Origin of the sequence: Streptomyces sp. NPDC091280 (assembly GCF_044768565.1) — a bacterium.
In the GTDB taxonomy this organism is placed as follows: domain Bacteria; phylum Actinomycetota; class Actinomycetes; order Streptomycetales; family Streptomycetaceae; genus Streptomyces.
In genome coordinates, this window is the sequence record NZ_JBIVUZ010000003.1 from 276,802 (window position 1) to 298,736 (window position 21,935).

Below are 21,935 nucleotides of genomic sequence, written 5' to 3' on the forward strand. Positions count from 1 at the left end.
GCGCTACGCCCCCAGCCACACCGTCGTGTCCGGGGCCAGCAGTCCCGACCGCCCCTCGCCCGCCGCCGGTCCGCTGCTCAGCAGCACCTCCCCCGGCGGCCGGGCGACCGGACCGGCCGACAGGTTGGTGACGCACCGCCAGCCCTCGGAGCGCGTGAAGTCCAGCACTCCGGGCGGGCTGTCGGCGGCCCAGGTCAGCGCCTCCCCGTCGAGCAGCTTGCGGCGCAGCCGCAGCGCGGTGCGGTAGAACTCCAGCGTCGAGCCCTCGGTCCCCTCCTGTGCCTCGACGGCGTACGACGCGAACGTCGTCGGCTGCGGCAGCCACGCGGGGCCGGACCCGAAGCCGTACGACGGGCCGGTCGTGGTCCAGGGCAGGGGGACCCGGCAGCCGTCGCGGCCCTTGTGGGTGTGGCCCTGTTGTTCCCAGATCGGGTCCTGGAGGACCGCCACGGGCAGGTCGGCGACCTCGGGGAGTCCGAGTTCCTCGCCCTGGTAGACGTACGACGAACCGGGCAGCGCCAGCATCAGCAGGGTCGCGGCCCGTGCCCTGCGCAGGCCTGCCGCCGGGTCGACGGGCGGGGTGCGGCCGTCGGAGAGCAGCCAGCTGTTCGGGTCGGTGCCCGGCGGGAGCATCAGGCGCGAGGCGTGCCGTACGACGTCGTGGTTGGAGAGCACCCAGGTGGCGGAGGCCCCTGCCGCGCGGGCCGTGGCGAGCGAGCCGGTGATCACCTCGCGCAGTTCCTCCGCGTCCCAACCGGCCTCCAGGTACTCGAAGTTGAAGGCCTGGCCGAGTTCGTCGGGGCGGGCGTAGAGCGCACGGCGGGCGGCCGGCACCCAGGCCTCGGCGACCGCCATGCGCGGCGGGACGAAGGTGTCGAAGACCGTACGGCGCCAGTCGCGGTAGATCTCGTGGACCTCGTCGCGGTCGTAGTAGGGGTGGCTGCCGGGCGGGATCGAGTCGAGGACGGCCTCGGCGTTCGCCGCGAGCGGGCCGATGTCGCGCAGCGGCTCGGTCAGGTCCTTCACCAGCGCGTGGGCCACGTCGATCCGGAAGCCGTCGACGCCCCGGTCGGACCAGAAGCGCAGCGTGGTGCGGAAGTCGGCCCGCACCTCCTCGTCGGCCCAGTTGAGGTCCGGCTGTTCGGGGGTGAAGAGATGCAAGTACCACTGCCCGTCGGGCAGTCGGCGCCATGCGCTGCCGCCGAACACGGACGGCCAGTCGGTGGGCGGGAGTTGGCCCTCCTCGCCGCGCCCGTCCCGGAACACGTACCGGTCGCGGGCGGCGGAACCGGGCCCCGCGGCCAGCGCCTCCTGGAACCAACCGTGCAGATGCGAGGTGTGGTTGGGCACGATGTCGACCATGACCTTCAGGCCCAGCCGGTGCGCCTCGGCGACCATCGCGTCGAAGTCGTCGAGGGTGCCCAGGCGCGGGTCGACCGCGCGGTGGTCGGCGACGTCGTAGCCGCCGTCGGCGAGTTCGGAGGGGTAGAAGGGGCTGAGCCAGAGGGCGTCGACGCCCAGGGCGGCCAGATGCGGCAGCCGCTCGGTGACGCCCCGCAGATCGCCGAGCCCGTCGCCGTCCGCGTCGGTGAAACTGCGCGGATAGACCTGGTACACAACGGCCTGACGCCACCAGTTCGGGTCACGGGAGGACAGGTCGGTCACGTGGTCTCCTTATGAATTCCCTCTGCGCCGAGGCAAGTTGACAGTCAACTTCCGGTGGACCCACGATGTGCACACGCTGTGGCGCATGTGACCAGTGAGCCCGGTGTTTCTCGCGTCGCGTTGCTCCACACCCTCCACACCCTGAACACGCCAGATGGGATCAGTATGTCCATAGCCAGTCGTGTCACCGTGCGCCGCCTGTTGGGGACAGGCGCCGCCTCCCTCGCCCTCGCCGCCGCCTCCGTGGCCGCCGCGTCCGGCGCCTGGGCCACCGGCGGACACGGCGGCGGCGGTGACGGCTGGGAGTCCGGCGGCCACTACAAGCCAGGTTCGGGCGCCGGCACGGTCACCGAGACCGAGGGCTGCCAGTTCTCGCTGGACGGCACCGGCTTCTTCCCGTCCGTCAAGGTCGACGACCAGAACCTGAAGCCCACCGACGACGGCAAGGTCCACATCAAGGTCCGCACCGCGGGCGACGCCTCCACCTGCACCGCCTCGCTCGCCTCGTACACCGCGCACGGCCCGACCTTCGCCACCTCCGGCCAGCAGGTCTTCGTCGACTTCGACACGGTCACCGTGAAGAAGGGCCAGACCGACTCGCTCGACATCTCGGTGCCCGACCAGGGCTGCTTCGCGCAGATCGACCTCTACCGCGGCGCCGTCAAGTTCGACGGCAACCCGGCCGCCGGCGACGGCTTCGTCCACGGCGACCTGCCCAAGGGCCCCGACCACCCGGTCATCAAGGACAAGCTGATCGCGGCCTGGAACGGCGGCAGCAAGGACTGCACGAGCACCGAGTCGCCGTCCCCGACCCCGTCCACCCCCGCGTCGGTCCCGCCGCCGGCCTCGGAGTCCACCCCGCCCGCCTCGGAGTCCTCGACCCCGACGCCGACGCCGAGCGCCTCCGAGTCGACCCCGGGCTCGTCGTCCACCCCGCCCCCGTCCGCCTCCGAGACGACCGCCACCCCGGCGGCCCCCTCGCCCAACGGCGGTGGCGGCGACCTCGCGGAGACGGGTGGCGGCAGCAACACGGGCGCGCTGGTCGGCGGCGCGGCGGTCCTGCTGGCGGGCGGCGCGGCGATCGTGGTCGCCACCCGACGTCGGCGGGCTTCGTCGCACTCGTAGCCCTCGCGGGCGGCGACCGAGCGGAGTACGTACGGGACCGGGGATCGGGTGGGGGATCTCCCCTGGTCCCGGTCCCGTCTCCCGGTCTAGCCTTCCACGGTCGCCAGCCACAGCTTCACGTAGCGCTCCACATCCACGTCCAACCCGACGTCCACCAGGGCCTGTTCGCGGGCGCCGCCGTGGATCTCGGACTCGCCGTGGCGGGGGCGGCGGTCGACGATCGTCTGCCCCCGGCCCGGCCCGGGGGCGAGGGAGACCTCGACCGGCAGGAGGCGGGTGGTGAGGCCGGCCGGGTCGGCGACCGCGCAGACCGCGCCCGCGTCGCCGAGACCGCCGGTGGGCGTGGGGTCCCCGGAGGCGGCCGGGTCGCGGTGGGCCAGCAGGTCGCCCGCCAGCCTCAGCCGGGGTTCCGCGCTCTCCCGCAGCCGCTGGACGTCGGCGGCCGGGACCTGGACCCGCTCGAAGACGTCCAGGCCGTACATCGTGATCGGCACCCCCGCGGTGAGCAGGATCGCCGCCGCCTCCGGGTCGTGCCAGACGTTGAACTCGGCGACGGGCGTGGCGTTCCCGACCGCCACCGCGCCGCCCATGAACACGATCCGCTCGATGTTGGCCGTCACCTCGGGGAACGTGCGCAGCAGCAGCGCGATGTTCGTCAGCGGCGCGGTGGGGATCAGGGTGACCGGGCTCGGCGAGGCCAGGATCTCGCGGCGCAGCAGCGTCACCGCGTCCACGTCGACGGGCCTGCGCGCCGACGCGGGCAGCCCCAGGTCGCCCATGCCGTCCTGCCCGTGGACGTGCGCGGCCGACCGCGCCGGTTCGATCAGCGGCCGGGCCGCGCCGCGCGCGACCGGGATGTCTGCGGCACCGGCGTGGTCCAGGACGATCAGGGTGTTCCGTACGACCTGGTCGACGTCCGTGTTCCCGGCCACGCAGGTCACCGCGCGCAGGTCCAGGCCCGGGTGGCGGACGGCGAACAGCAGCGCCAGGGCGTCGTCGACCCCCGTGTCGCAGTCGATGATCACGGGGATGGGCTGACCGGTCACGGCAGGGTCCTCTCGCAGCTGTTCGGCGGATCAAGGGTGACCTTACGCATCCGCCCACAGTTCGGTGCCGCGCGCCCCGACCCGCGCGGTGACGCGGTGCAGCAGCTCGGCGGGCGGCAGCGGGTCGACCCGGCGACCGTCCCGCAGCCGTACGGCGACCAGGCCCGCGTCGGCCTCGCGTTCCCCGATCACCACCTGGTACGGGACCAGCCGCGCCGCCCGGATCCGGGCACCGAGGCTGCCCTCGGCGGCGACCTCGGCACGCAGTCCCCGGGCGCGGGCCCGCTCGGCGAGGTCGTGGGCCTGCCGCTCCTGCGCCTCGGACACCGGGAGGACGGCCAGTTGCACGGGCGCCAGCCACGCCGGGAACGCCCCGCCGTGCTGCTCCACCAGCTGCGCCACCGCCCGCTCCACGCTCCCGACGACGCTGCGGTGCACCATGACCGGCCGGTGTTTCGCCCCGTCGGGGCCGATGTAGTCGAGGTCGAAGCGTTCGGGCTGGTGGAAGTCGATCTGGACGGTGGAGAGGGTGGCCTCGCGGCCGGCCGGGTCGACGATCTGGACGTCGATCTTCGGCCCGTAGAAGGCGGCCTCGCCCTCGACGGCGTCGTACGCGATCCCCGAACCGTCCAGCACCTCCCGCAACAGTGCGGTGGCCCGCCGCCAAAGGGCCGGATCGGCAACGTACTTGGCGCCGTCGCCCGGCAGCGACAGCCGGTGGCGGGAGGCGCGGATGCCGAGGTCGGCGTAGGCGCGGGCGATGAGGGCGAGGGCGGCGCGGGCCTCCTCGACGGCCTGGTCGAGGGTGCAGAAGATATGGGCGTCGTTGAGCTGGATGGCCCGCACGCGGGTCAGCCCGCCCAGCACACCGGACAGCTCGGAGCGGTACATGCCGCCCAACTCGGCGATCCGGAGCGGGAGTTCGCGATAACTGTGCGACCGGGACCGATAGATGAGCGCGTGGTGGGGACAGAGACTGGGCCGCAGCACGACCTCCTCACCGCCACCGCCCAGCCGCATCGGCGGGAACATGTCGTCGCCGTAGTGCGCCCAGTGCCCGGAGATCTCGTACAGCTCGCGCTTCCCCAACACCGGCGAATACACGTGCCGATACCCGGCCGCGCACTCCAACTCCCTCACATACTCTTCCAGTTGATGCCGTACGACGGCACCGTCCGGCAGCCAGTACGGCAGTCCCGCGCCCATCAGCGGGTCGGTGTCGAAGAGACCGAGTTCGCGGCCGAGCCGTCGGTGGTCGTGCAAGTGCTGGTCGTGCAGGTGCTGGTCGTCCATGGTGAACTCCCTCGGTGATCTCGGAAGCCAAGGAGCGAGCACCACGAAACCCCGGGGCACTCGCCCCGGGGCTTCGACTTGGGTCAGCAGTCAGCGCGCCGGGACACTCTCCGGCGTCGTCGTCCTGGCGGACTCGAACGGCTTGGCGCGCTTCATGCGGCGGACCGTAGCAGTCGTACGACCGCCCCGGCCACGGATTTTCAGGCGCCCAGCTTCTTGAGGAGCTCGTCGGCGACCGGCGCGGAGGACGCCGGGTTCTGACCGGTGACGAGATTGCCGTCGACCACGACGTACGGCGCCCACGGCTCGCCGTGCCGGAAGTCCGCGCCGAGTTCCACCAGCCGGTCCTGGAGCAGCCACTTCACCTTGTCGGCGAGGCCGCCCTGGGTCTCCTCGTCGTTGGTGAACCCGGTGAGCCGCCGCCCGGCGAAGGCGTTCGTACCGTCCTCCTTGGTGGCCGGGAGGAGCGCGGCGGGCCCGTGGCAGACCACGCCGAGCGGCTTGCCGGAGGCGAGGGCCAGGGTGAGGAGGCGGCCGGAGTCGGCGTCGACGGCGAGGTCCTCCATCGGGCCGTGGCCGCCGGGGTAGTACACGGCGTCGTAGTCGGCGAGGTCGACCTCGGTCAGCTTGACCGGGTGCTGGAACTCGGGGCTCGACGCGAGCAGGGCGGCGACCCGGTCGGCGTTCTCCTGGCCGCCGTTGAAGTCAGCGGCCAGGCTGCCCCGGTCCACGGGCGGTACGACCCCGCCGGGCGTCGCTACGACGACCTCGTGGCCGGCGGCCTTGAACGCCTCGTACGGGGTGACGGCCTCCTCGGCCCAGTAGCCGGTGGGGTGCGGGGTGCCGTCGGCCAGGGTGAGGTGGTCGGCGCCGGTCAGCACGAAGAGGATCTTCGACATGGGGGGTCTCCAGGAGGTCGGATCGGCTGGACGAGGTGACTTCGACAGTAGTTCGACCGTAGGCGGGGCGCGGACGCGCGGCCAATGACGAATCGAATGGCCGGTATTGGTTTCCCGATGGCCCGCGCGGAGGCGGCCCGTCACCCGGACGGCCCGGAGCGCTGGTGGGCGGGCACGGGCGATGGTGCCGTGGGAGCACGCGCCGACACCAGCGCCACACAACCGCGCCACGCGCGTCCGCCCCAGGAGGGACCCTTGATGACCCGTTCCCCGGCCCGTGTCCTCCTCCTCGTCTCGGCGCTGTCGGCGAGCGCCGTGCTGACGGCGGCGGGCTGTGCGAACGAGGCCGCCCTGCACAAGGTGACCAGCGCGCCCTCCCCCTCGGCGGTACGCACCCCGGCCGCCCACGCGTCCCCGGCCGCGGCCCCCGTCCTCACCCAGGCGCAGGCGCAGACGGCACTGATCACGGACGCGGACCTGGGCGCCCCCTGGACCCCAACCCAGGGCACGGCGACCTGGCGCGACAGCCTCCTCAAGGCGAAGACCGCCGACCCCGACTGCCAACGCCTCCTGGACGCGCTCTACGCCGACGAACTCCTCGGCACGCCCGCCACCGCCCAGGCGGTGATCGGCCTCGACGACACCGACGACGAGGCCCAACTCCACTACCAGGTGGCCGCGTTCCCACCGGCCGACGTGAACCGCGCGCTGGCCTGGCTGAAGACGCTCCCGCAGAAGTGCGCCCAGTTCACGGCGGCGACGACGCGCTCGGGCCCGCAGACGGTGACCGTCACGGAGGCCACCCTCCCGAACGTCGGCGACGCCCGCGAGGGCCTCCACGTCACCCTCACCGGCACCACCCCGGAGGGCGACCAGTCCACCCTCACCCTGGACACCGCCGCCGTCCGCATCGGCGGCGACACCATCACCCTCACGAACGGCGGCCTGGCGAACGTCCCTCCGGACGCGATGGGCCGAGCACTGGAGGTGGGGGCGCAGCGGCTCACTGAGGTGCAGTTGCAGGGGCGGGTGCAGGTGTAGGGGTTCCTTTTCGAGACTGTTTCCTTAGGCCGCTCGGGGAACCCACCTGTGCCCCTCGCCACCTGGGGTGGGGCGGGTACAGCGTACCGAGCGCGAGCCTTGTGCAGAGTCCGTGGTCCACACGGGGTCCACAGTCCCTGTCTTCTGCACGGAGACTTGCAACCTCCTGCATCCATAGGATCGGGCACCACACCACGTGGAGCAGTACCAACCTCACCCCTCGATCGCTCATGGTAGCGATCCTGGCTCGCTCGTTGACCGTAGCTTCATAAGGCGTGCAGCCGCAGAGGATGTACGCCTCTGAACGCGTGCACTACGCCAAGACCGGGCACCAATGCGGCGAGTTGGGCATCATAGGGCAGCAAGGTAGATCAGACCGACAGTCTGGAGTTTGGCATGGAAGAGCAAGCAGGCAGCGGCCACTCTGACTTCAACGTCAGTTTTGCAGATATCCGCCTAGCACACGGGCAGCAGATCACACTACCCAAGCCCGGAGTTACCGTATTCGTAGGACCAAATAATGTTGGAAAATCGACGGTTCTCAAGCAGATGAATGCTCTAAGCGTCCAAGGGTTCAGTGGCCAATCATTCCCCGGAGCGCCGGTTCTCGTGGAGGGGATGGAACTGCAAATTACTGGCGGAGCACACGACGCGCAATCTTGGATTGAAAAGCACTCCCGAAGCAGAAGAGGCACAACGCCGCGTCGATTTTACCGACCCGGAGGCGGCGAAATCACCCTCGACCAGGTGCCACATCAATTGAGTAGCGGAAAATACGGTAGAGGCCTAAATACCCTGCAGCCATTCGTTGTTTATTTTGGCGATCCATGGAATAGAATTTCTTCAGTTGGACCCGTAGAGATGCGAGACAGCTTCGAAGATCCCCCCGCCCATCCAATCCACACACTTCAAGACGACGCTGCGATTTTTGAAGAACTTAACGACTTGTGCATGCAAGTATTCAAGCGCCAACTGACACTTGACACGCTAAGCAAGGGAGTCAATATTCGAATTGGCTCTCCATCCGCCGATGCGCCACGCCTAGACAGAATCACATCCGAGTACAGAGAGTCACTTTCAGCGCTGCCGCGCTTGGAGTATCAAGGTGACGGCATGCGCAGCTTCATTGGACTGATGCTGCCTCTCATCACGAATTCCTACCACGTTGTTCTCATCGACGAGCCAGAAGCCTTTTTGCATCCCCCACAAGCAGCGCAGTTGGGGAAGATTCTCGGCCAGCTGGCAAAAGAGAAGAGCATGCAAATCGTGGTGGCGACTCACGACAAGAATTTCCTCTCGGGTCTACTACTATCAGATGCCGAAATTTCCATTGTCCGACTAGACCGCCCTGCATCAAATGAGCTTACCGCCCACCAATTGAGTGTGGCGAATTTGAAGCGAATCTGGGAAGACCCGGTATTGCGGCACACAAATGTACTCGATGGACTTTTCCATAAACTTACGGTCCTCGCAGAAGGGGACCGTGACTGTACATTTTTCAGCGCCGCCTTGGAGCATCTGAGCACACAAGAAGAGCTACATTTTTCCCCATCCGACGTTCTATTTGTTCCCTCAGGCGGAAAAGGGGGGCTGCGTTTGCTGATCGAAGTCCTCTCCTCTGCCCATGTTCCAATCGTAGCAAGCCCCGATCTTGACATCTTGGATGACAAGGCATTCTTGAAGCGTCTCATTTCGTCACTCAATGGAAATTGGGAGGACTTCGAAAAGGATTACGATCAAGCCACTCTCCCGTTCAGGCAGCCGCGAGACAAATTTCCAGTTTCAGTCATCCTCAACTCACTAAATGAAGTTTTCAAGGATCGCCAGAGCGAAATTTTCGACTCAGGTACAGCCGAAGAGTTTCGCGCATTGCTGAGGTCTAAGGAAAGCCCCTGGAAAGCACTAAAGGACTACGGTGAGACCGCCTGGAATCGCAAGCCAGCCGCAGCGACAGCCGCCGCGAATCTACTCGCCAAACTGGATAATCTGGGGATTGTGGCAGTGAGAGTAGGGGAACTCGAAGGGTTTGCACCCACTCTGGAAGTGAAGAAGGGCCCGGAATGGGTTCCTGCAGCAATCACGGCTGGCTACCATCTACAGCCCCCCGCCCAAAATCACCTACGGAGAATCCTCGGCCTCTAGCGCGCCCGACTTCGATCATGATAGGGCATATAGTGCCATTTTCCCTACACATCTCGTCAGCCTGACGTGAATTGCTTCATATGCGCGACTCTCTGCGAATCGGTCTGAGATCCTGGAGACCGATCGAGAGGGGTCGCAGGTATGGAGTGGAAGACGCACGGTGAGCGGCAGATCTACACGAACAAGTGGGTGAACCTGTGCTTGGTCGACGTCCAACAGCCTGACGGGCGCAGGTGGGAGTACCACGTCGTACGCCTCCGCCACTTGGCCGTGGCCGCCGTGGTCAACGACCGCCAAGAGGTCCTGATGATGTGGCGGCATCGCTTCATCACGGACTCGTGGGCCTGGGAGTTGCCCATGGGCCTGGTCGAGGAGAACGAGACTCCAGAGGAGGCGGCAGCTCGTGAAGTGCTGGAAGAGACTGGGTGGCGCCCCGGCCCTATCAAGCCTCTGATCTACGCCGAGCCGGCCAACGGCATCACCGACTCGCAGCATCACGTCTTCCGCGCGGACGGCGCGACCTACGCCGGGCCTCCCACGGAAAAGAACGAGTCCGACCGCATCGAGTGGATTCCCCTCTCCGAAGTGCGAGGCATGATCGACCGCCGCGAGGTCGTGAGCAGCGGTTCTCTCGTCGGCCTGCTCTACCTCCTCATGGACGAAGCGATCCGCTGACTGGTGGGAGAAGTTCCCGTAGCCGTGCCTCGAAGGCCAGGGCTACTGGCTCCTGCCTGTGTGGGGCCAACTGATCGTAGAACTCCCTGAGATGGCCCGAGACCCGCTCGGATCCCACTGCTGAAGCGGGTCCCAGCGCCTGTGTGGCGGTGTGGCACGCCTGTTCAAGTTTGCCTTGGTCCAACTGCGTACGAGCCAGCCAGAACGAGTGGAACGCCCGACCGCGCTGGTTGGAATGGGTCTCGCGCCGCAAAGCGTCTGCGATCAAGGGTTCGGCGATCGCGGCTTCGCCCAGTCGACCGTGAGCGATGCCCGTGTCCACGATCAGCTTCGTCTCGTCGAAGTACGTCACCCACGACGGGTCCGGGTCGTTCTCTCGAATCTGCTGGAAATGGCGGTGGGCCTCCCCAATCGCCCGGTGGGTAGAGTCCCGGTTGCCGAGCGTGGCGTGAGCGAAGGCTTCGCGCATCGACAGCATGGACTGGACACGTGGGGTGGTGTCGAGTGCTGACCGGGCCTGATCCTGGGCGGCAGTCACGAGGGCCAGAGAGTCCGCGGGCTTGTCTTGGTACGTGCCCTGCAAGCTCATACAGGCAAGGACGTTGGCCATGAACTGGCGGTCGTCGATCTCTTTGGCCAGGTGCAGTGCTTCGGTGAAGTACGCGCGGGCCTGGTTGTACTGGCGGGCGTCGAAGTACGTCCAGCCGGTGAGGCGGGCCAGCTCAGCCGCGATTCCGTACAAGCCGTTCTGGATGGACGGTGAGCGGCTCTCCTTTAAGAGGCCGACAACATGCCGGAGTTGACCGACGATGGCCGGCCTCAGAGCCTCGCCGCCGTGCTGGTCGTCGCGTCGCCAGTAGTCCTCGATGGACGAACGAAAGGCCTCAAGTGTGGCTGCGCTCAAGCTCGTTCGCGTGGCAAGCGCCAAGATGCTGTCCACGTCGGGACCAGGCAGAGACGCGCTGGGCTCCTGCTCAGGCTCCGGTGCTTGTGGGGGCTCTCGCTCGGTGACCAGAAGAGCTTGAGGCGTCTCCCACTCGCGACGCGCAAGCCCCAGCATGTGCCCCGGGATACGCAAGCCGTCCGCGATGCGCTCGACGACGTCCATGTGCCGCAACTGACGTTGCCCTGCGATGACTTCACCGACGCGACTGGGCGTCAGTTCGCAGCGCCTGGCGATCATCGACGGATAGATGCCCGCCTTGGTCTTCAACAGCCGGAAGACCAAGGCGAAGTCCCGCACCCGGCAAGCATCGATCATCTCGGGATCGGTGAGCAGTCTGGCGGGCAGTTCCTGCGGCCGGTCTGCGTCGGGCATTGGCAAGCTCCCACACTGCGAGGGCTACGCAACGTCACGGACTATCTACTTCTCGCGATATTACCCAAGTTGGGTAATCCACCTGGCCTTTTGGCGCAGGCCCCCTGATCGCGATGCTCCTTCACATGGCGAGCAACCAGCAGACCAGACCAGGCATCGGTGAACTGGCGAAGGACAGCGCCCGAGACCGGATCGGCGTCGTCATGGGTGAGGTCGGCGGTCGGGTGCAGATAAGGCCGATCGGTGGCGGCACGGAATGGGACGCCATGCCGGACGACCTAGTGGCACCGAGTCCACGAGAGGAACTCAGCGCGCGTCTGGCTATCAAGAACGGCAACAGTCGGGATGGGCTGTGACGCGTGCTGTCAGTCGGTGCGCAGGAGTCTTGTTCGTGGTCGTGATCGGCGGCTCGTGCGGCCTGGAGATCGGCATGGCTCTCGCCATGGGGCAGTAGACGGGCCGCCCCGAACGGGCGCCAACTCCCCGTTCCCCCTTGCTCGTTCGGAGCCGCCATCCAATCCACGCACCGCCACACACAAGGAGTACTCGCATGACGACAACGGCGAACGGTCGGAAGTCCGGTCGCGCGGTGGCCGGTGAGGAGTTGTTCGAGAGCCTCGCCCACTTCGTGGTCGTCCACAACGGCCAGCCGCCCCATCGTGCCGAACGGATCGCGGACCAGGCGGTCGCCTTCCTGGTCACCGCAGCCACGGCCGCCGTCCCCATGGTTCCGTCGGACGACGTCGACCTCGGCCTGCACGCGCTCATCCTGCACACGAGGGAGTACGCGAAGCTGTGCGACCGATACGCGGTCCGCTTCCTGCACCACAACCCGAAGCCGGGCGGCGGAGGCCGCGACCCGGAGAAAGTCATCACCTCCGCACGCGCCATGAAGGCGGCCGGGTTCATGGTCTTCGACGACCTGTGGACCGTAGGCGGCGGGAACCTCGCGCAGTGCGACTCGGACTGCGGCCGACCATACGGTCAGGCGTAACACCCACCACATCAGCGTCGCGGCCGGCCTCGGTTCGTGGTCGGTCGTGCTCGCCTGGAAGGGAACAGACGTTGCCCACCGAACCACCACCTGAACTGCCGACCGTGGTGCTCGACGCGCTCATGCCCACGAGCCAGCGCCTGGTGCTCAACCGTCGAGGCTCCATGGTCTGGGAAGTCCAGAGCCATCGGGGCCACTACGCCGTGAAGGTCGGCTATCCGATCGAAGCCACCGCCGACTGGTCCGCCCAGCCCTGGACCGCCCTCGCGCCCGCTCGCGAAGGGGCCGTACTGCATCGCCTCGGCTTCGTCGACTTCGCGTACGGCGAGTGGGAGCAAGGGACTTGGAACTTCCAGCCGTGGCACGAGGGGCCGGATCTGTATCAACTGTGGGAGCCGTGCCGTCGGTCCGGCTCGTCCGTCGCACCGCATATCAGCGTGGCGGCGAGTTGCGTCCAGGCCTTGGCCGAACTCCACGCCAAGGGCTGGGTACACGGTGACGTACAACCCGCCCACTTCATCATCGGGCCGGAGCACACCCACCTCATCGACCTCGCCCTTGCCCGAGGCGCACAGGTGCCCGAGGGCTACGACTTCCCGTTCCGCGGCTGCCTCGTCCACTACGAGGCACCGGAGATCGCCCGAAGCGTGCTCGCCACCGGAGAAGCCGAGCCGACCGAGGAAGCCGACATCTACGCGCTCGGCGCCTCCCTTCTCATCTCCGCCACCGGCTGGCGAGCGATCGAGTACCCGGACGACGCTCCCCGCTCGGTGCAGAGAGAGGCCGTAGCGAACAGTCGGCGTCGGCGGGTGAAAGTGAGCGGTGAACTGGGCGAGTTGGTCGACGCGATGCTCAGCCCGGCACCGGAGGACCGACCCACCATCCACGAAGTGGGCAAAGCCCTGAACTGATCCCGAACCCGGTGCCGAAGCGCCGGGTATCGGCGGCGCTCGCACGGCTACGGCCGACGACACGCGGGCCGGACCGACCGGACTGGTCGTGGTCCGCCCGGAGCGGGGCGCAATTCGCAGTACCTCGTACGTCACATCGCGGACAACCAACGAGAGGGAAGCGCATGGCTGTTGTCACAGAGGCGTCGATCCACAAGGGCACGCGTGCGCCCGGCCTTGTGTGGCTCGACCTCACCCGGAAGTGTCAACTCGCCTGTGGCCACTGCCACAACGAGTCCGGCCCGGACGGGACACATGGCTCGATGACCACCGAGGACTGGACACGCGTGCTCGACGAAGCCGCCGGGGTCGGTGTCTCCCGAGTGCAGTTCACCGGGGGTGAGGTCACCTTGCACCCCGACGCGCCGGCCCTGGTCGAGTACGCGCTGAAGCTCGGCCTCGCGGTCGAGGTGTACAGCAACATGGTTCACCTGAACGGAAGTTGGTGGAGCCTGCTCCGGCGGGAGCACGTCAGCCTGGCCACGTCGTACTACGGCCGGGAAGACGCGCACAACGCGGTCACCGGGCGGAACAGTCACGCCCGTACCCGAGCGAACATCGTGAAGGCGGTGGCGGAGGACATTCCGATCCGGGTGTCTGTGATCGTCTCCGATCCGTCCGACACCGGGGAGGAGGTCAAGCGCGAGCTGGCGGCCCTGGGTGTGCGGAACGTCCGGGTCGATCACGTGAGGCCCTTCGGGCGCGGGGCGAACGGGCGGGAACCGTGCGCGGACGGGCTGTGCGGGCGATGTGGGGACGGGCGCGTCTGCGTCGGTCCGGACGGGTCGGTCTCCCCGTGCGTGTTCTCCACGTGGCTGAGCGTGGGAAACGTCCAGCACGCACCCCTGGGCGCTATCCTCGGCGGCCCCGAGATCGCACGGGCCAACAGCGCGATTCGAGCCGGGCGCGTCGCCCGGTCCTGTACTCCCGACACCGACGACGAGTGCTCTCCGGGGACACCCGGGAGTGAGTGCACCCCGAGGAACTGAACGGACCACGAACCACTAACCATGGACACCGATCTTCCCGAATCCGCGATCCTCCCCCTGATCGAGGAACACACGGGCTCCGTGAACGCGATCCGCCGGACCGAGCGCGGCTTCAGCTCGGACCTGACGGCTGTGGTGGACTGCGACAGAGGACCGTTCTTCGTCAAGGCGATGCGGAACCGGCCGGGCGGCCGGCGGGACTCGCTCAGCAGGGAAAGACGGATCAACGCCCACCTCGGGCACATCTCTCCGCCCCTGCTGTGGGATGTGGAGGCCGAGGACTGGTTGGTCCTGGGGTTCGATGTGATCGACGGCCGGTCGGCCGACTTCGCGCCCGAGTCACCCGACCTCGCCCTGGTGGTCGACGCGATCGGCGAGATCGGTCGGCTGTCCCTCCCGCGGATCGCCCAGGACTGGTGCGAGACGCGATGGGACCGGTTCACCGCAGACAGTTCGGAGGCCGAGTGGTTCCGGGGTGACTCGCTTCTCCACACCGACATCAATCCGAGCAATCTCATCGTCGTGAAGCGGCGGGTGTGGGCGGTCGACTGGGCGTGGCCGACTCGGGGCGCGGGGTTCATCGACCCTGCTCTCCTGGTCCTCCAGCTCATCGCGGCCGGGCACACCCCGGGCGATGCCGAGAAGTGGGCGGAGCGGTTGCCCGCGTGGCGCACGGCAGTCCCGCAGGCGATCAATGCCTTCGCTGCCGCCAATCTGCGGATGTACCGGGCCGCTGTCGACCGGAAGCCCGACGTGGACTGGCTGAAGGCCATGGTCGACGCGTGCCGGGCGTGGACCGAGCACAGAAGTGTCACACCGGAGTAGCGCGTAAAACCGGATCGCCTTCAGCCGCGCGTCAGCGCTTCTCGTACGGATCCGCCGGCTGTTTCACCTCGGTGACCGTCTTCGCGTCGAGGAGTGGGGGCCATGCCCCGTCCGTGCCGAGTTTGCCCTTGGGGAGCCAGGTGCCGGTGACCGTGACCCAGGTGTCGGTCTGGGGGGCGTCGGTCGACTCGGTGCCTCTGATCTCGACCTTGCTGGTCGTCGCGTCGGCCGCGCAGCAGGTGACGACGAGGCGGGTGACGTACCAGGTGCCGTTCGAGCCGTGGGTGACGAAGCCCGTCATGCGGAGTGTGCGGCCCTTGAGGGAGTGGCCGGTGTCGTAGATCGCGCGGGAGCTGTACTGGGCGACCGAGATGTCCAGCACCTTGGCGGCGGGCAGGGCGGGGAAGGTGCCCACTCCCTGTGCCGCCAGTTGTGCCTGTTCGCGGGACGCGCTGTATGAGCCGAGTGCGGGGGGTGGGAAGAGGAGGAGAGCCAGGGCGGGGAGGGTGAGGAGCCAGGCGATGCCATGGCCATGGCCATGGCCATGGGGGCGTCCTTCTTCCTTCCCGTGGTCGTGTTCCTCGTTCTCGTCGTTCTCGTCGTTCTCGTCGTTCTCCTCGTCGTGCCTGTCCAGCAGGACTCTGACCGCCGCCACCGCCCCCAACACCACCAGCAGCGAACCCGAGATCACCAGATACGGCCGCAGCGCCGGCTGTACGTACCGCAGGTACAGGTCGCTGAAGAGGGAGATGCGCAGGACCGCGCCGCCCGTCAGGAGGAGCAGGGCCGCCGGGCCGTGGCGTCGCATCACAGCAACCACCAGCCCACCAGCGTGCTGCTCGCCACCGCGACCAGCCAGGTCGTCGAGGAGAAGCGGAGGGCGAAGGAGCGGCCGAACGTGCCCGCCTGCAAGGCGATCAGTTTCAGGTCGACCATCGGGCCCACCACCATGAACGCCAGTTTCGCCGCCGGGGAGAAGCCGCTGAGGGAGGCCGCGACGAACGCGTCCGCCTCGCTGCACACGCACAGCACCACCGCGAGGAGGGCGAGAAGGAGCAGGGACAGCCAGGACGAGCCCGTGAAGACGTCCAGGATCGAGCGCGGTACGGCGATGTTGAAGGTCGCCGCCGCTGCCGCGCCCAGCACCAGGAAGCCGCCCGCGTGCAGGAAGTCGTGCTGGAGGCCCGCGACGAACGCCTTCACGCCCGCCGTCGAGTGCGCGGATCGCTTGTGGCCATTGGGGAGTCGTAGCCATTCCTCCCTGCCGAAGCGCGCCCACAGCCAGCCCATCACCACCGCCGTCGCGAGGGAGGCGACCAGGCGGCCGAGCACCATCTTCGGCTGGCCCGGGAACGCGATCGAAGTGGCCACCAGGACAACCGGGTTGATCGCGGGGGCCGACAACAAGAACGCCAGGGCCGCCGCCGGGGCCACTCCCCTTCTCATCAGGCTGCTCGCCACCGGTACCGACGCGCACTCGCAGCCGGGGAGTACGGCTCCGGCCGCGCCCGCGATCGGGACGGCCAGTGCCTGGTTGCGGGGGAGGAGGCGGGTGAACACCCGCTCGGGGACGAACGCGCCGATCGCCGCCGACACCACCGTGCCCAGCAGCAGGAAGGGGACGCCCTGTACGGCCACCGCCGTGAAGACCGTCCACCAGGCCGCCACCGGTGGGGTGTAGAGGTCGAGCGCGAGCATCGGGCCGAGGACGGAGACGACCGTCGCGATGGCGATGAGGGCGGCGCCGCCGAGCACCGCGTAGACCATGGCGCGTACGGCCAGGCGCAGGCCGTCGACCACGGTCCGTTCGTTCTGCACCCGCACGCGCCCGTCTCATCCGTTTCGTACGACTCACTACGAATCATGACGACTCGTACGTCGCACGGTAGCCGTCAGCGCTGTGCGGTATCCCCGATTTGTCAAAGAGGTGGCTGTGCGGGGGCCGGACCCAGGGTCGTCGTCCCGGGGGCCGTACGGTGGCCGAGGCCCGTGCGGTAGGCGTCGAGCGCCGCTTCCACCCGGCCGGTACGGCGGAACAGGTCGCCGAGCATCCGGCACAGGTCGGCCAGGTCACCGGCCGCGCCCGCGCGTTCCAGGAGGCTGAGGGCGCGAACGTAGTGCTCCTCGGCCGCGTCCGTGTCGCGGGCGTCCTCGGCGATGATGCCGAGGAGGCGGTGGGCGGCGGCGGAGTGCAGGGCGCCGCGTTCGGAGCTGAGGTCGTTGAGGACGTCGCGCAGGAGAGTCGCGGCCTCCTCCGACTTGCCGCGCCGGTGCAGTACGTCGGCCAGCTCGACGGCGACCTGGCTGCTGTACAGCGCCGCGCGCTTCGCCGTCAGCATGTCCAGCGCCTGCCTCAACTCGACCTCGGCGCGCTCAAGTTCGCCGTCCTGGGCGTAGACGTAGCCGCGCATCCAGTGGCAGTTGGCGAGTTCGGTGCGGAACTGGAGCTGGCGGTACAGTTCCGCCGCCTTCGCGAGTGACGCGTCCGCCTCCGCGACCCGGCCCTCCGCGATCAGCGTCCGCGCGACCGACCGGTGCATGCGTGCCAGCAGCGCCGGGTCCGCGACCTGCGGGGCGAGCGCGAGCGCCAACTCCGCCGCCTGGGCCGCCCGCGCGTGCGCGCCCATGTCCATGTACGGCCCTATCGCGCTCGCGTAGAGCAGCAGGAGCGCGTCCGGGTCGTGCAGGCCGCCGCGGTTCAGCTCGTCGAGGGTGGACTCCAACAGGTATACGGCGTACCGGAGTTCACCGGTGAGGTAGTGCGCCACGGCACGGCCGCGCAGGGCGGGGACGCGGGCGGGGAGGGGTTCGTCGGCGAGGCGTCGCTCGGCCCGCTCGAAGTACATACGGGCGGCGGACAGGTCACCGGTGTCGAGCCCGCACTCGCCGAGTCCGAGCAGGGCGACGGCCTCCTCGTCGACCAGCCCGTGCGACTCCGCCTCCGCGAGGAGTTCGGCGTACTGCTCCGCGGCCTCCTCCGACTCCCCGGTCGCCAGGGTGCGTTGGGCACCGGTCAGCCGCAGGCGCAGTTCGGTGGCGAGGTGGGCGGGGCGGCCGGTCGCCAGCTCGTCGTAGGCGACACCGAGCCGTTCCGCGAGGTGGCGCAGCGCGTCGTCGGAGGGGCGGACCCGGCCGGCCTCAAGCGTGGAGATGTACGCGGGGGTGTAGGCGGGCTCGGCCAACTGCCGCTGGGTGAGCCCGCGTTCGTGCCGCAACTGCTGGACCCTGCGCCCGATGACTTCCGGGTCGTCCCGTCTCACCATGCATTAATCATGCCAGTAAGCCGAGTTACAGACTGGCCAGTAACTCAGTTACATCGAGAGTGAGTTGACGAACACGGAGAAGGAACGACGGGAGATGGTGAGGACGGCTCCGCCGGGGGCCGCCTTCGAATCGCGGATGGCGATGCGCGGGGCGAACTCCGCGATCTCCACGCATTCGCCGCCGTTGCTGCCGCTGTAACTGGACTTACGCCACTGCGCGTTGACCGGTGCCACGGTGCTCCTCAGAGTGAGTCGATGAACTCCACGAAGCGCGCGCGGGAGACCGTGAGGATCGCTCCGCCCGGAGCCGCCTTCGAATCGCGGACGGCGACGCAGGGGGCGGTGGTGTCGGCGATCTCGACGCAGTCGCCGCCGTTGGTGCCGCTGAAGGACGACTTGCGCCACTCCACGGTGCCGAGGGGGGCACACTCGACGCACTCACCGCCGTTGGTGCCGCTGTAACTGGACTTACGCCACGTCGTCTGTCGCCCGGTCTCCATAACGTTCCTCCATCACGCGCGCGATCAGGTCGGCAGAGTCCTTCACAGAGAGGGCCCCCGCCTGCAAGCGAGCGTAGCCGACCGAACGCTCCCTGATGACCTCTGGGTTGGCAGTCATGTGCCCCTGGTCGTATCCCTCGGAGTAGTGGATGTCCGGGTCGTCGTCGAAGCGGAGGAGCGTGAAAGAGCCCATCATTCCGGTGTGCGCTCCCACGGAGAACGGCAGCACCTGGATGTTCGCCCAGGGGTTGTCCCGATAGCTCACCAGGCGGGCGAGTTGGTTGCGCATGACTGCGCGGTCGCCGACCATCCGGAACAGCACGGACTCGTCCAGGATGACCCAGACCGCGGGCGGCTGCTTCTTCTCCAGGATGCGCTGCCGTTCCATCCGGGCCGCGACCATCTCCTCCACCCTGTGCGGCTCGTCGACGGCCAACAGTGCCGCCGCGTACTCCGGTGTCTGAAGGAGGCCATGCGCCAACTGACACTGATACGTGGAGATGAAGGACGCCTTCGCCTCCATCTCGGCATACGGCTGGAACCACTTCGGCAGCTGGCTCCGCAGGACCAGCTTGAGCAGGCGGCTGAAGAAGCCGTCCGTCATGAACGCCGCGTCGAGCGCCTCCGCGAACGTCCGGCTCGGGACCTTCGACGCCGTCTCGACCTGGCCGATCAGGGAGCCCGTGCAGTAGATCACCTTGCCGAGCTGTTCCAGCGTCATCCCGGCCGCCTCGCGCAGGCGACGGCACTCGTAGCCGAAGTAGTCCAACGGGGATGCGCTCGGGTCGAGTTGACGAACGTGGACCATGCGACAGCCACCTCCGAGTAGTTACGGCCTGTCGCCGAGCGTAACCAGCGGGTGCCGGGGTCGTGACGGGAATCACGTAACTCACCCCGCCCCCACTGCCGTACGGTGAAGAAATGTCCCCTTTGGCCAAGATCAGCAGCTCTTACGGGCCCCGCTTCGCGGAGTTCGCCTTCGAGCCTGCCTTCACGGCCGCGGTGGACCAGCACGTCGCCGAACTGCGGGAACGGCTCTCGGCGGGCGGTCCGGAGCTGACCCCTCCGCCGCCGGACTCCGCCGACCTCACCGACTACGCGCTCGGCTTCCTGGACGCGCTCGCGGAGCTGGACTGGCGGGAGCCGGTCGGGCACGACTACGCGGTGTGCAGGCTGACGGCCATCAGCTGGCTGGTGCACCGGCACGGGCTGCTCCCGGAGCAGCGCCGGGGTGACTGAAAACGGGTTTCCGTTGGCTCAACTCCCCCTGAAGCCCTTCCCGTTGCGCACTCCAACCCCTTAAGTTAGGCACCCATTAAGCGTGCTTAACTCGTTGCTGTCATTGCCGTCGCTGTCACTGTCGTTGCGAGGTTGGTATGTCCGCGCGTTACGTCAGAGGATTCTGCGCCGCCGTCATCGCCGTGGCCGCCCTGATCGGCGCCGCGGCGGCGAGCCCGGCCAAGGCGGCGGACCGCCCGCCGGTGTCTCACTCGGGCGGAAGCATCATGTCCTTGCGCGAGTAGAGCGGCAGACCGCTCGTGTCGAGCGGCCACCTTCCCGCGACGGTGACGGTGTTCCCGTAGGGCAGGCGCAGCCGGTTCTCGTACTCCGGGAAACCGCGCCGTCCACCGATCCCCCACTGGTACGTGCACATGCCGTCACGCGGGTCGACGATCAGATAGTGCGGGATGCCCATCGCCGGGTAGTCGCGGCTCTTGTCCTCGTAGTCGGTGTCGGGGTTCGCCGGGGCGACGATCTCGACAGCCAGGAGGGGCCCGGACCCGTCGGCGGTGACGACCAGGTCGGCGATGCGGAGCCGCCCCAGGGCCTCGCCCTCGATGTCGGCCGCCTCGTGGACGCGGACACCGTCCGGAACCCGTGCCGCGAGCCGGTCACGGACGTCCGCGACCGTCAGCTCGTGTCGGTGACAAGGGGTCATCGTCATCACGAACACGCCGTCGCTGATCTCCGGCCGTGTGCAGCCCGGCGGTGGCGTGAAACGCTCGCGTCGGGCACGCAGGTGACGGTACGCGGCCTGCTCGATCAATGCCGGATCTCCCTCGTGACCTGCCCTGGAGCCATCGTAGCTACGTCGTTGATTCGGGTGGGCGAGGGTGCGGGAAATCAACTCATTTACCGGTAATCGTTGGTTTCCGTACCTCCGCGCCGGGTTCCCGGCACCGAACACCTGGAGATCAGCGCATGGCACCCACAGATGTCGAACCGGCGGCCGGGCCGCGGCCCGCGGTCCTCGGTCCCCGTAGGAGCACCGTCGCCTCCGTCGTGACCACCCTCGTGCTCGCGGTCGTCGCCACCCTGCTCGGCCCGCTCGGCGTGCTGTCGAGCGCGAGCGCGGCCGACGGGAACCCCACCTTCAAGATCGGGTCCGACGGCACGACCTACGTCAACTTCATCAACTCGATCCGCGCCCAGGTCAACGACGGCGGGTCCACCAGCGTGGCCGGTGCGGGCAACGCCTACCAGGTCGACCACACCAACGAGAACAACGGCAACCTGTACCTCCAGGTCGACATCGTCATGGAGGACGGCAACCTGGTGCGCCTCCAGTTCGACCGGCGCAACATGTACCTGCTCGGCTGGTGGTCGTACAAGAACACCTACTACTACCTCGGCGACCGCCCCAGCAACACGCCCCCCTACGGCGAGCGCTCCCGCATGGACAACGGCAAGCGGCGTGACGCCGACCACTGGGTCCGCGTGGCGAGCGAGAACTACTCCAGCCTGGAGACCGCGGCCAACGAGCACCGCGCCGGCATCCAGATCAGCCAGGCGTCCATCAACGGGGCCGCCCAGTACATGTACAACCGGGGCAACAACGTGGCCAACCTGCTGCTGGCCCGCGGTGCGCTGCGCATGACCCAGTTCATCTCCGAGGCGGCCCGCTTCCGGCCCATCCGCGACGACATCGCCCTCAGCATCGGCAGTTCGGGCAGCGCTCTGTACCTGCCCGCGCAGCTCGCCGCGCAGGAGAACAACTGGGGCGCGCTGAGCACCCGCTTCAACGAACTCCTCCACCACCCCCAGGGCTACCAGGACCCGCATCCCCTCACCGGCTACCGGCGGGACATCTTCGGCGACGCGGTGGCGATCGTCCTCACGACGGCGACCCTGTACGCGCAGTACATCCTCAACACGTCCAAGGGGCGCTGACCCCACGACTGCCGGGCGGGGCCGATGAGCGGCCCCGCC

Annotated in this window: 23 protein-coding genes; 11 read left to right on the forward strand and 12 right to left on the reverse strand. The window is 68.2% G+C overall.

Annotated elements, in window-relative coordinates:
- Positions 1-3: 3 nt before the first annotated feature.
- Positions 4-1,665: a glycoside hydrolase family 13 protein gene (locus ACIQPR_RS11295; RefSeq protein WP_403645429.1), complete on the reverse strand. Its 1,662-nt coding sequence runs from the start codon at positions 1,663-1,665 to the stop codon at positions 4-6.
- A gap of 165 nt (positions 1,666-1,830) precedes the next feature.
- Between ACIQPR_RS11295 and ACIQPR_RS11300 the strand changes: the two genes are divergently transcribed.
- Positions 1,831-2,790: an LAETG motif-containing sortase-dependent surface protein gene (locus ACIQPR_RS11300; RefSeq protein WP_403645433.1), complete on the forward strand. Its 960-nt coding sequence runs from the start codon at positions 1,831-1,833 to the stop codon at positions 2,788-2,790.
- An 86-nt stretch (positions 2,791-2,876) separates the two neighbouring features.
- Here the strand turns inward: ACIQPR_RS11300 and ACIQPR_RS11305 are convergent, their stop codons facing one another.
- From ACIQPR_RS11305 to ACIQPR_RS11315, 3 genes are all read right to left on the reverse strand, one after another.
- Positions 2,877-3,836 carry a nucleoside hydrolase gene (locus tag ACIQPR_RS11305; protein WP_403645436.1) on the reverse strand — a complete coding sequence of 320 codons (960 nt, stop codon included), beginning with the start codon at positions 3,834-3,836 and terminating at the stop codon, positions 2,877-2,879.
- 42 nt (positions 3,837-3,878) lie between these two features.
- Positions 3,879-5,129, reverse strand: a complete 1,251-nt coding sequence (gene thrS, locus ACIQPR_RS11310) for a threonine--tRNA ligase (protein ID WP_403645439.1) — start codon at positions 5,127-5,129, stop codon at positions 3,879-3,881.
- A gap of 200 nt (positions 5,130-5,329) precedes the next feature.
- Complete coding sequence (locus ACIQPR_RS11315; RefSeq protein ID WP_403645442.1) at positions 5,330-6,028, reverse strand: type 1 glutamine amidotransferase domain-containing protein; 699 nt, start codon at positions 6,026-6,028, stop codon at positions 5,330-5,332.
- A gap of 258 nt (positions 6,029-6,286) precedes the next feature.
- Here ACIQPR_RS11315 and ACIQPR_RS11320 point away from each other — a divergent pair, with 258 nt between their 5' ends.
- The 3 genes from ACIQPR_RS11320 to ACIQPR_RS11330 all read left to right on the forward strand — a co-directional run bounded on the left by ACIQPR_RS11320 (position 6,287) and on the right by ACIQPR_RS11330 (position 9,886).
- The gene (locus ACIQPR_RS11320; protein ID WP_403645445.1) at positions 6,287-7,069 is read left to right on the forward strand and encodes a hypothetical protein; all 783 of its coding nucleotides are present in this window, start codon (positions 6,287-6,289) and stop codon (positions 7,067-7,069) included.
- A gap of 396 nt (positions 7,070-7,465) precedes the next feature.
- Complete coding sequence (locus ACIQPR_RS11325) at positions 7,466-9,211, forward strand: ATP-dependent nuclease (protein WP_403645448.1); 1,746 nt, start codon at positions 7,466-7,468, stop codon at positions 9,209-9,211.
- Positions 9,212-9,352: 141 nt separating this feature from the next.
- A complete protein-coding gene (locus tag ACIQPR_RS11330; RefSeq protein ID WP_266859130.1) occupies positions 9,353-9,886 on the forward strand; it encodes an NUDIX hydrolase in 534 nt (177 codons plus the stop codon).
- Here the strand turns inward: ACIQPR_RS11330 and ACIQPR_RS11335 are convergent.
- Complete coding sequence (locus tag ACIQPR_RS11335) at positions 9,864-11,204, reverse strand: helix-turn-helix domain-containing protein (RefSeq protein ID WP_403645451.1); 1,341 nt, start codon at positions 11,202-11,204, stop codon at positions 9,864-9,866. The two genes, ACIQPR_RS11330 and ACIQPR_RS11335, sit on opposite strands and share 23 nt — an antisense overlap.
- Positions 11,205-11,317: 113 nt before the next feature.
- Here ACIQPR_RS11335 and ACIQPR_RS11340 point away from each other — a divergent pair, with 113 nt between their 5' ends.
- The 5 genes from ACIQPR_RS11340 (at position 11,318) to ACIQPR_RS11360 (ending at position 14,962) form a co-directional block, all read left to right on the forward strand.
- Positions 11,318-11,560, forward strand: a complete 243-nt coding sequence (locus ACIQPR_RS11340) for a hypothetical protein (RefSeq protein ID WP_403645454.1) — start codon at positions 11,318-11,320, stop codon at positions 11,558-11,560.
- 194 nt (positions 11,561-11,754) lie between these two features.
- Positions 11,755-12,198 (forward strand): glycine-rich domain-containing protein, encoded by a 444-nt coding sequence (locus tag ACIQPR_RS11345; RefSeq protein WP_403645457.1) that lies wholly within the window; start codon positions 11,755-11,757, stop codon positions 12,196-12,198.
- Between the two features lie 122 nt (positions 12,199-12,320).
- Positions 12,321-13,109, forward strand: a complete 789-nt coding sequence (locus ACIQPR_RS11350; protein ID WP_403646452.1) for a protein kinase — start codon at positions 12,321-12,323, stop codon at positions 13,107-13,109.
- 164 nt (positions 13,110-13,273) lie between these two features.
- Positions 13,274-14,137 (forward strand): radical SAM/SPASM domain-containing protein, encoded by an 864-nt coding sequence (locus tag ACIQPR_RS11355; RefSeq protein WP_403645460.1) that lies wholly within the window; start codon positions 13,274-13,276, stop codon positions 14,135-14,137.
- A gap of 21 nt (positions 14,138-14,158) precedes the next feature.
- On the forward strand, positions 14,159-14,962 hold the full coding sequence (locus ACIQPR_RS11360) for a hypothetical protein (RefSeq protein ID WP_403645463.1): 804 nt from the start codon (positions 14,159-14,161) through the stop codon (positions 14,960-14,962).
- A 31-nt stretch (positions 14,963-14,993) separates the two neighbouring features.
- Here ACIQPR_RS11360 and ACIQPR_RS11365 read toward each other — a convergent pair whose 3' ends face one another.
- The 6 genes from ACIQPR_RS11365 to ACIQPR_RS11390 form a co-directional block, all read right to left on the reverse strand.
- On the reverse strand, positions 14,994-15,770 hold the full coding sequence (locus ACIQPR_RS11365) for a TIGR03943 family putative permease subunit (protein ID WP_403645466.1): 777 nt from the start codon (positions 15,768-15,770) through the stop codon (positions 14,994-14,996).
- Positions 15,770-16,729, reverse strand: a complete 960-nt coding sequence (locus ACIQPR_RS11370; RefSeq protein ID WP_403646455.1) for a permease — start codon at positions 16,727-16,729, stop codon at positions 15,770-15,772. The genes ACIQPR_RS11365 and ACIQPR_RS11370 overlap by 1 nt, the downstream gene beginning before the upstream one ends.
- A gap of 152 nt (positions 16,730-16,881) precedes the next feature.
- On the reverse strand, positions 16,882-18,225 hold the full coding sequence (locus ACIQPR_RS11375; protein WP_403645469.1) for a tetratricopeptide repeat protein: 1,344 nt from the start codon (positions 18,223-18,225) through the stop codon (positions 16,882-16,884).
- Between the two features lie 48 nt (positions 18,226-18,273).
- A complete protein-coding gene (locus ACIQPR_RS11380; protein ID WP_403645471.1) occupies positions 18,274-18,459 on the reverse strand; it encodes a DUF397 domain-containing protein in 186 nt (61 codons plus the stop codon).
- Between the two features lie 8 nt (positions 18,460-18,467).
- On the reverse strand, positions 18,468-18,725 hold the full coding sequence (locus tag ACIQPR_RS11385) for a DUF397 domain-containing protein (RefSeq protein ID WP_403645473.1): 258 nt from the start codon (positions 18,723-18,725) through the stop codon (positions 18,468-18,470).
- On the reverse strand, positions 18,694-19,533 hold the full coding sequence (locus tag ACIQPR_RS11390; RefSeq protein WP_403645476.1) for a helix-turn-helix domain-containing protein: 840 nt from the start codon (positions 19,531-19,533) through the stop codon (positions 18,694-18,696). Before ACIQPR_RS11390 ends, ACIQPR_RS11385 begins: the two co-directional genes overlap by 32 nt.
- Before the next feature lie 113 nt (positions 19,534-19,646).
- Between ACIQPR_RS11390 and ACIQPR_RS11395 the strand changes: the two genes are divergently transcribed.
- Positions 19,647-19,964, forward strand: a complete 318-nt coding sequence (locus ACIQPR_RS11395; protein ID WP_403645479.1) for a DUF6401 family natural product biosynthesis protein — start codon at positions 19,647-19,649, stop codon at positions 19,962-19,964.
- 247 nt (positions 19,965-20,211) lie between these two features.
- Here ACIQPR_RS11395 and ACIQPR_RS11400 read toward each other — a convergent pair whose 3' ends face one another.
- Positions 20,212-20,772, reverse strand: coding sequence for a Uma2 family endonuclease (locus ACIQPR_RS11400; RefSeq protein ID WP_403645482.1), 561 nt, complete (start codon positions 20,770-20,772; stop codon positions 20,212-20,214).
- A 155-nt stretch (positions 20,773-20,927) separates the two neighbouring features.
- Between ACIQPR_RS11400 and ACIQPR_RS11405 the strand changes: the two genes are divergently transcribed.
- A complete protein-coding gene (locus tag ACIQPR_RS11405) occupies positions 20,928-21,896 on the forward strand; it encodes a ribosome-inactivating family protein (protein ID WP_403645485.1) in 969 nt (322 codons plus the stop codon).
- Positions 21,897-21,935: the final 39 nt, after the last annotated feature.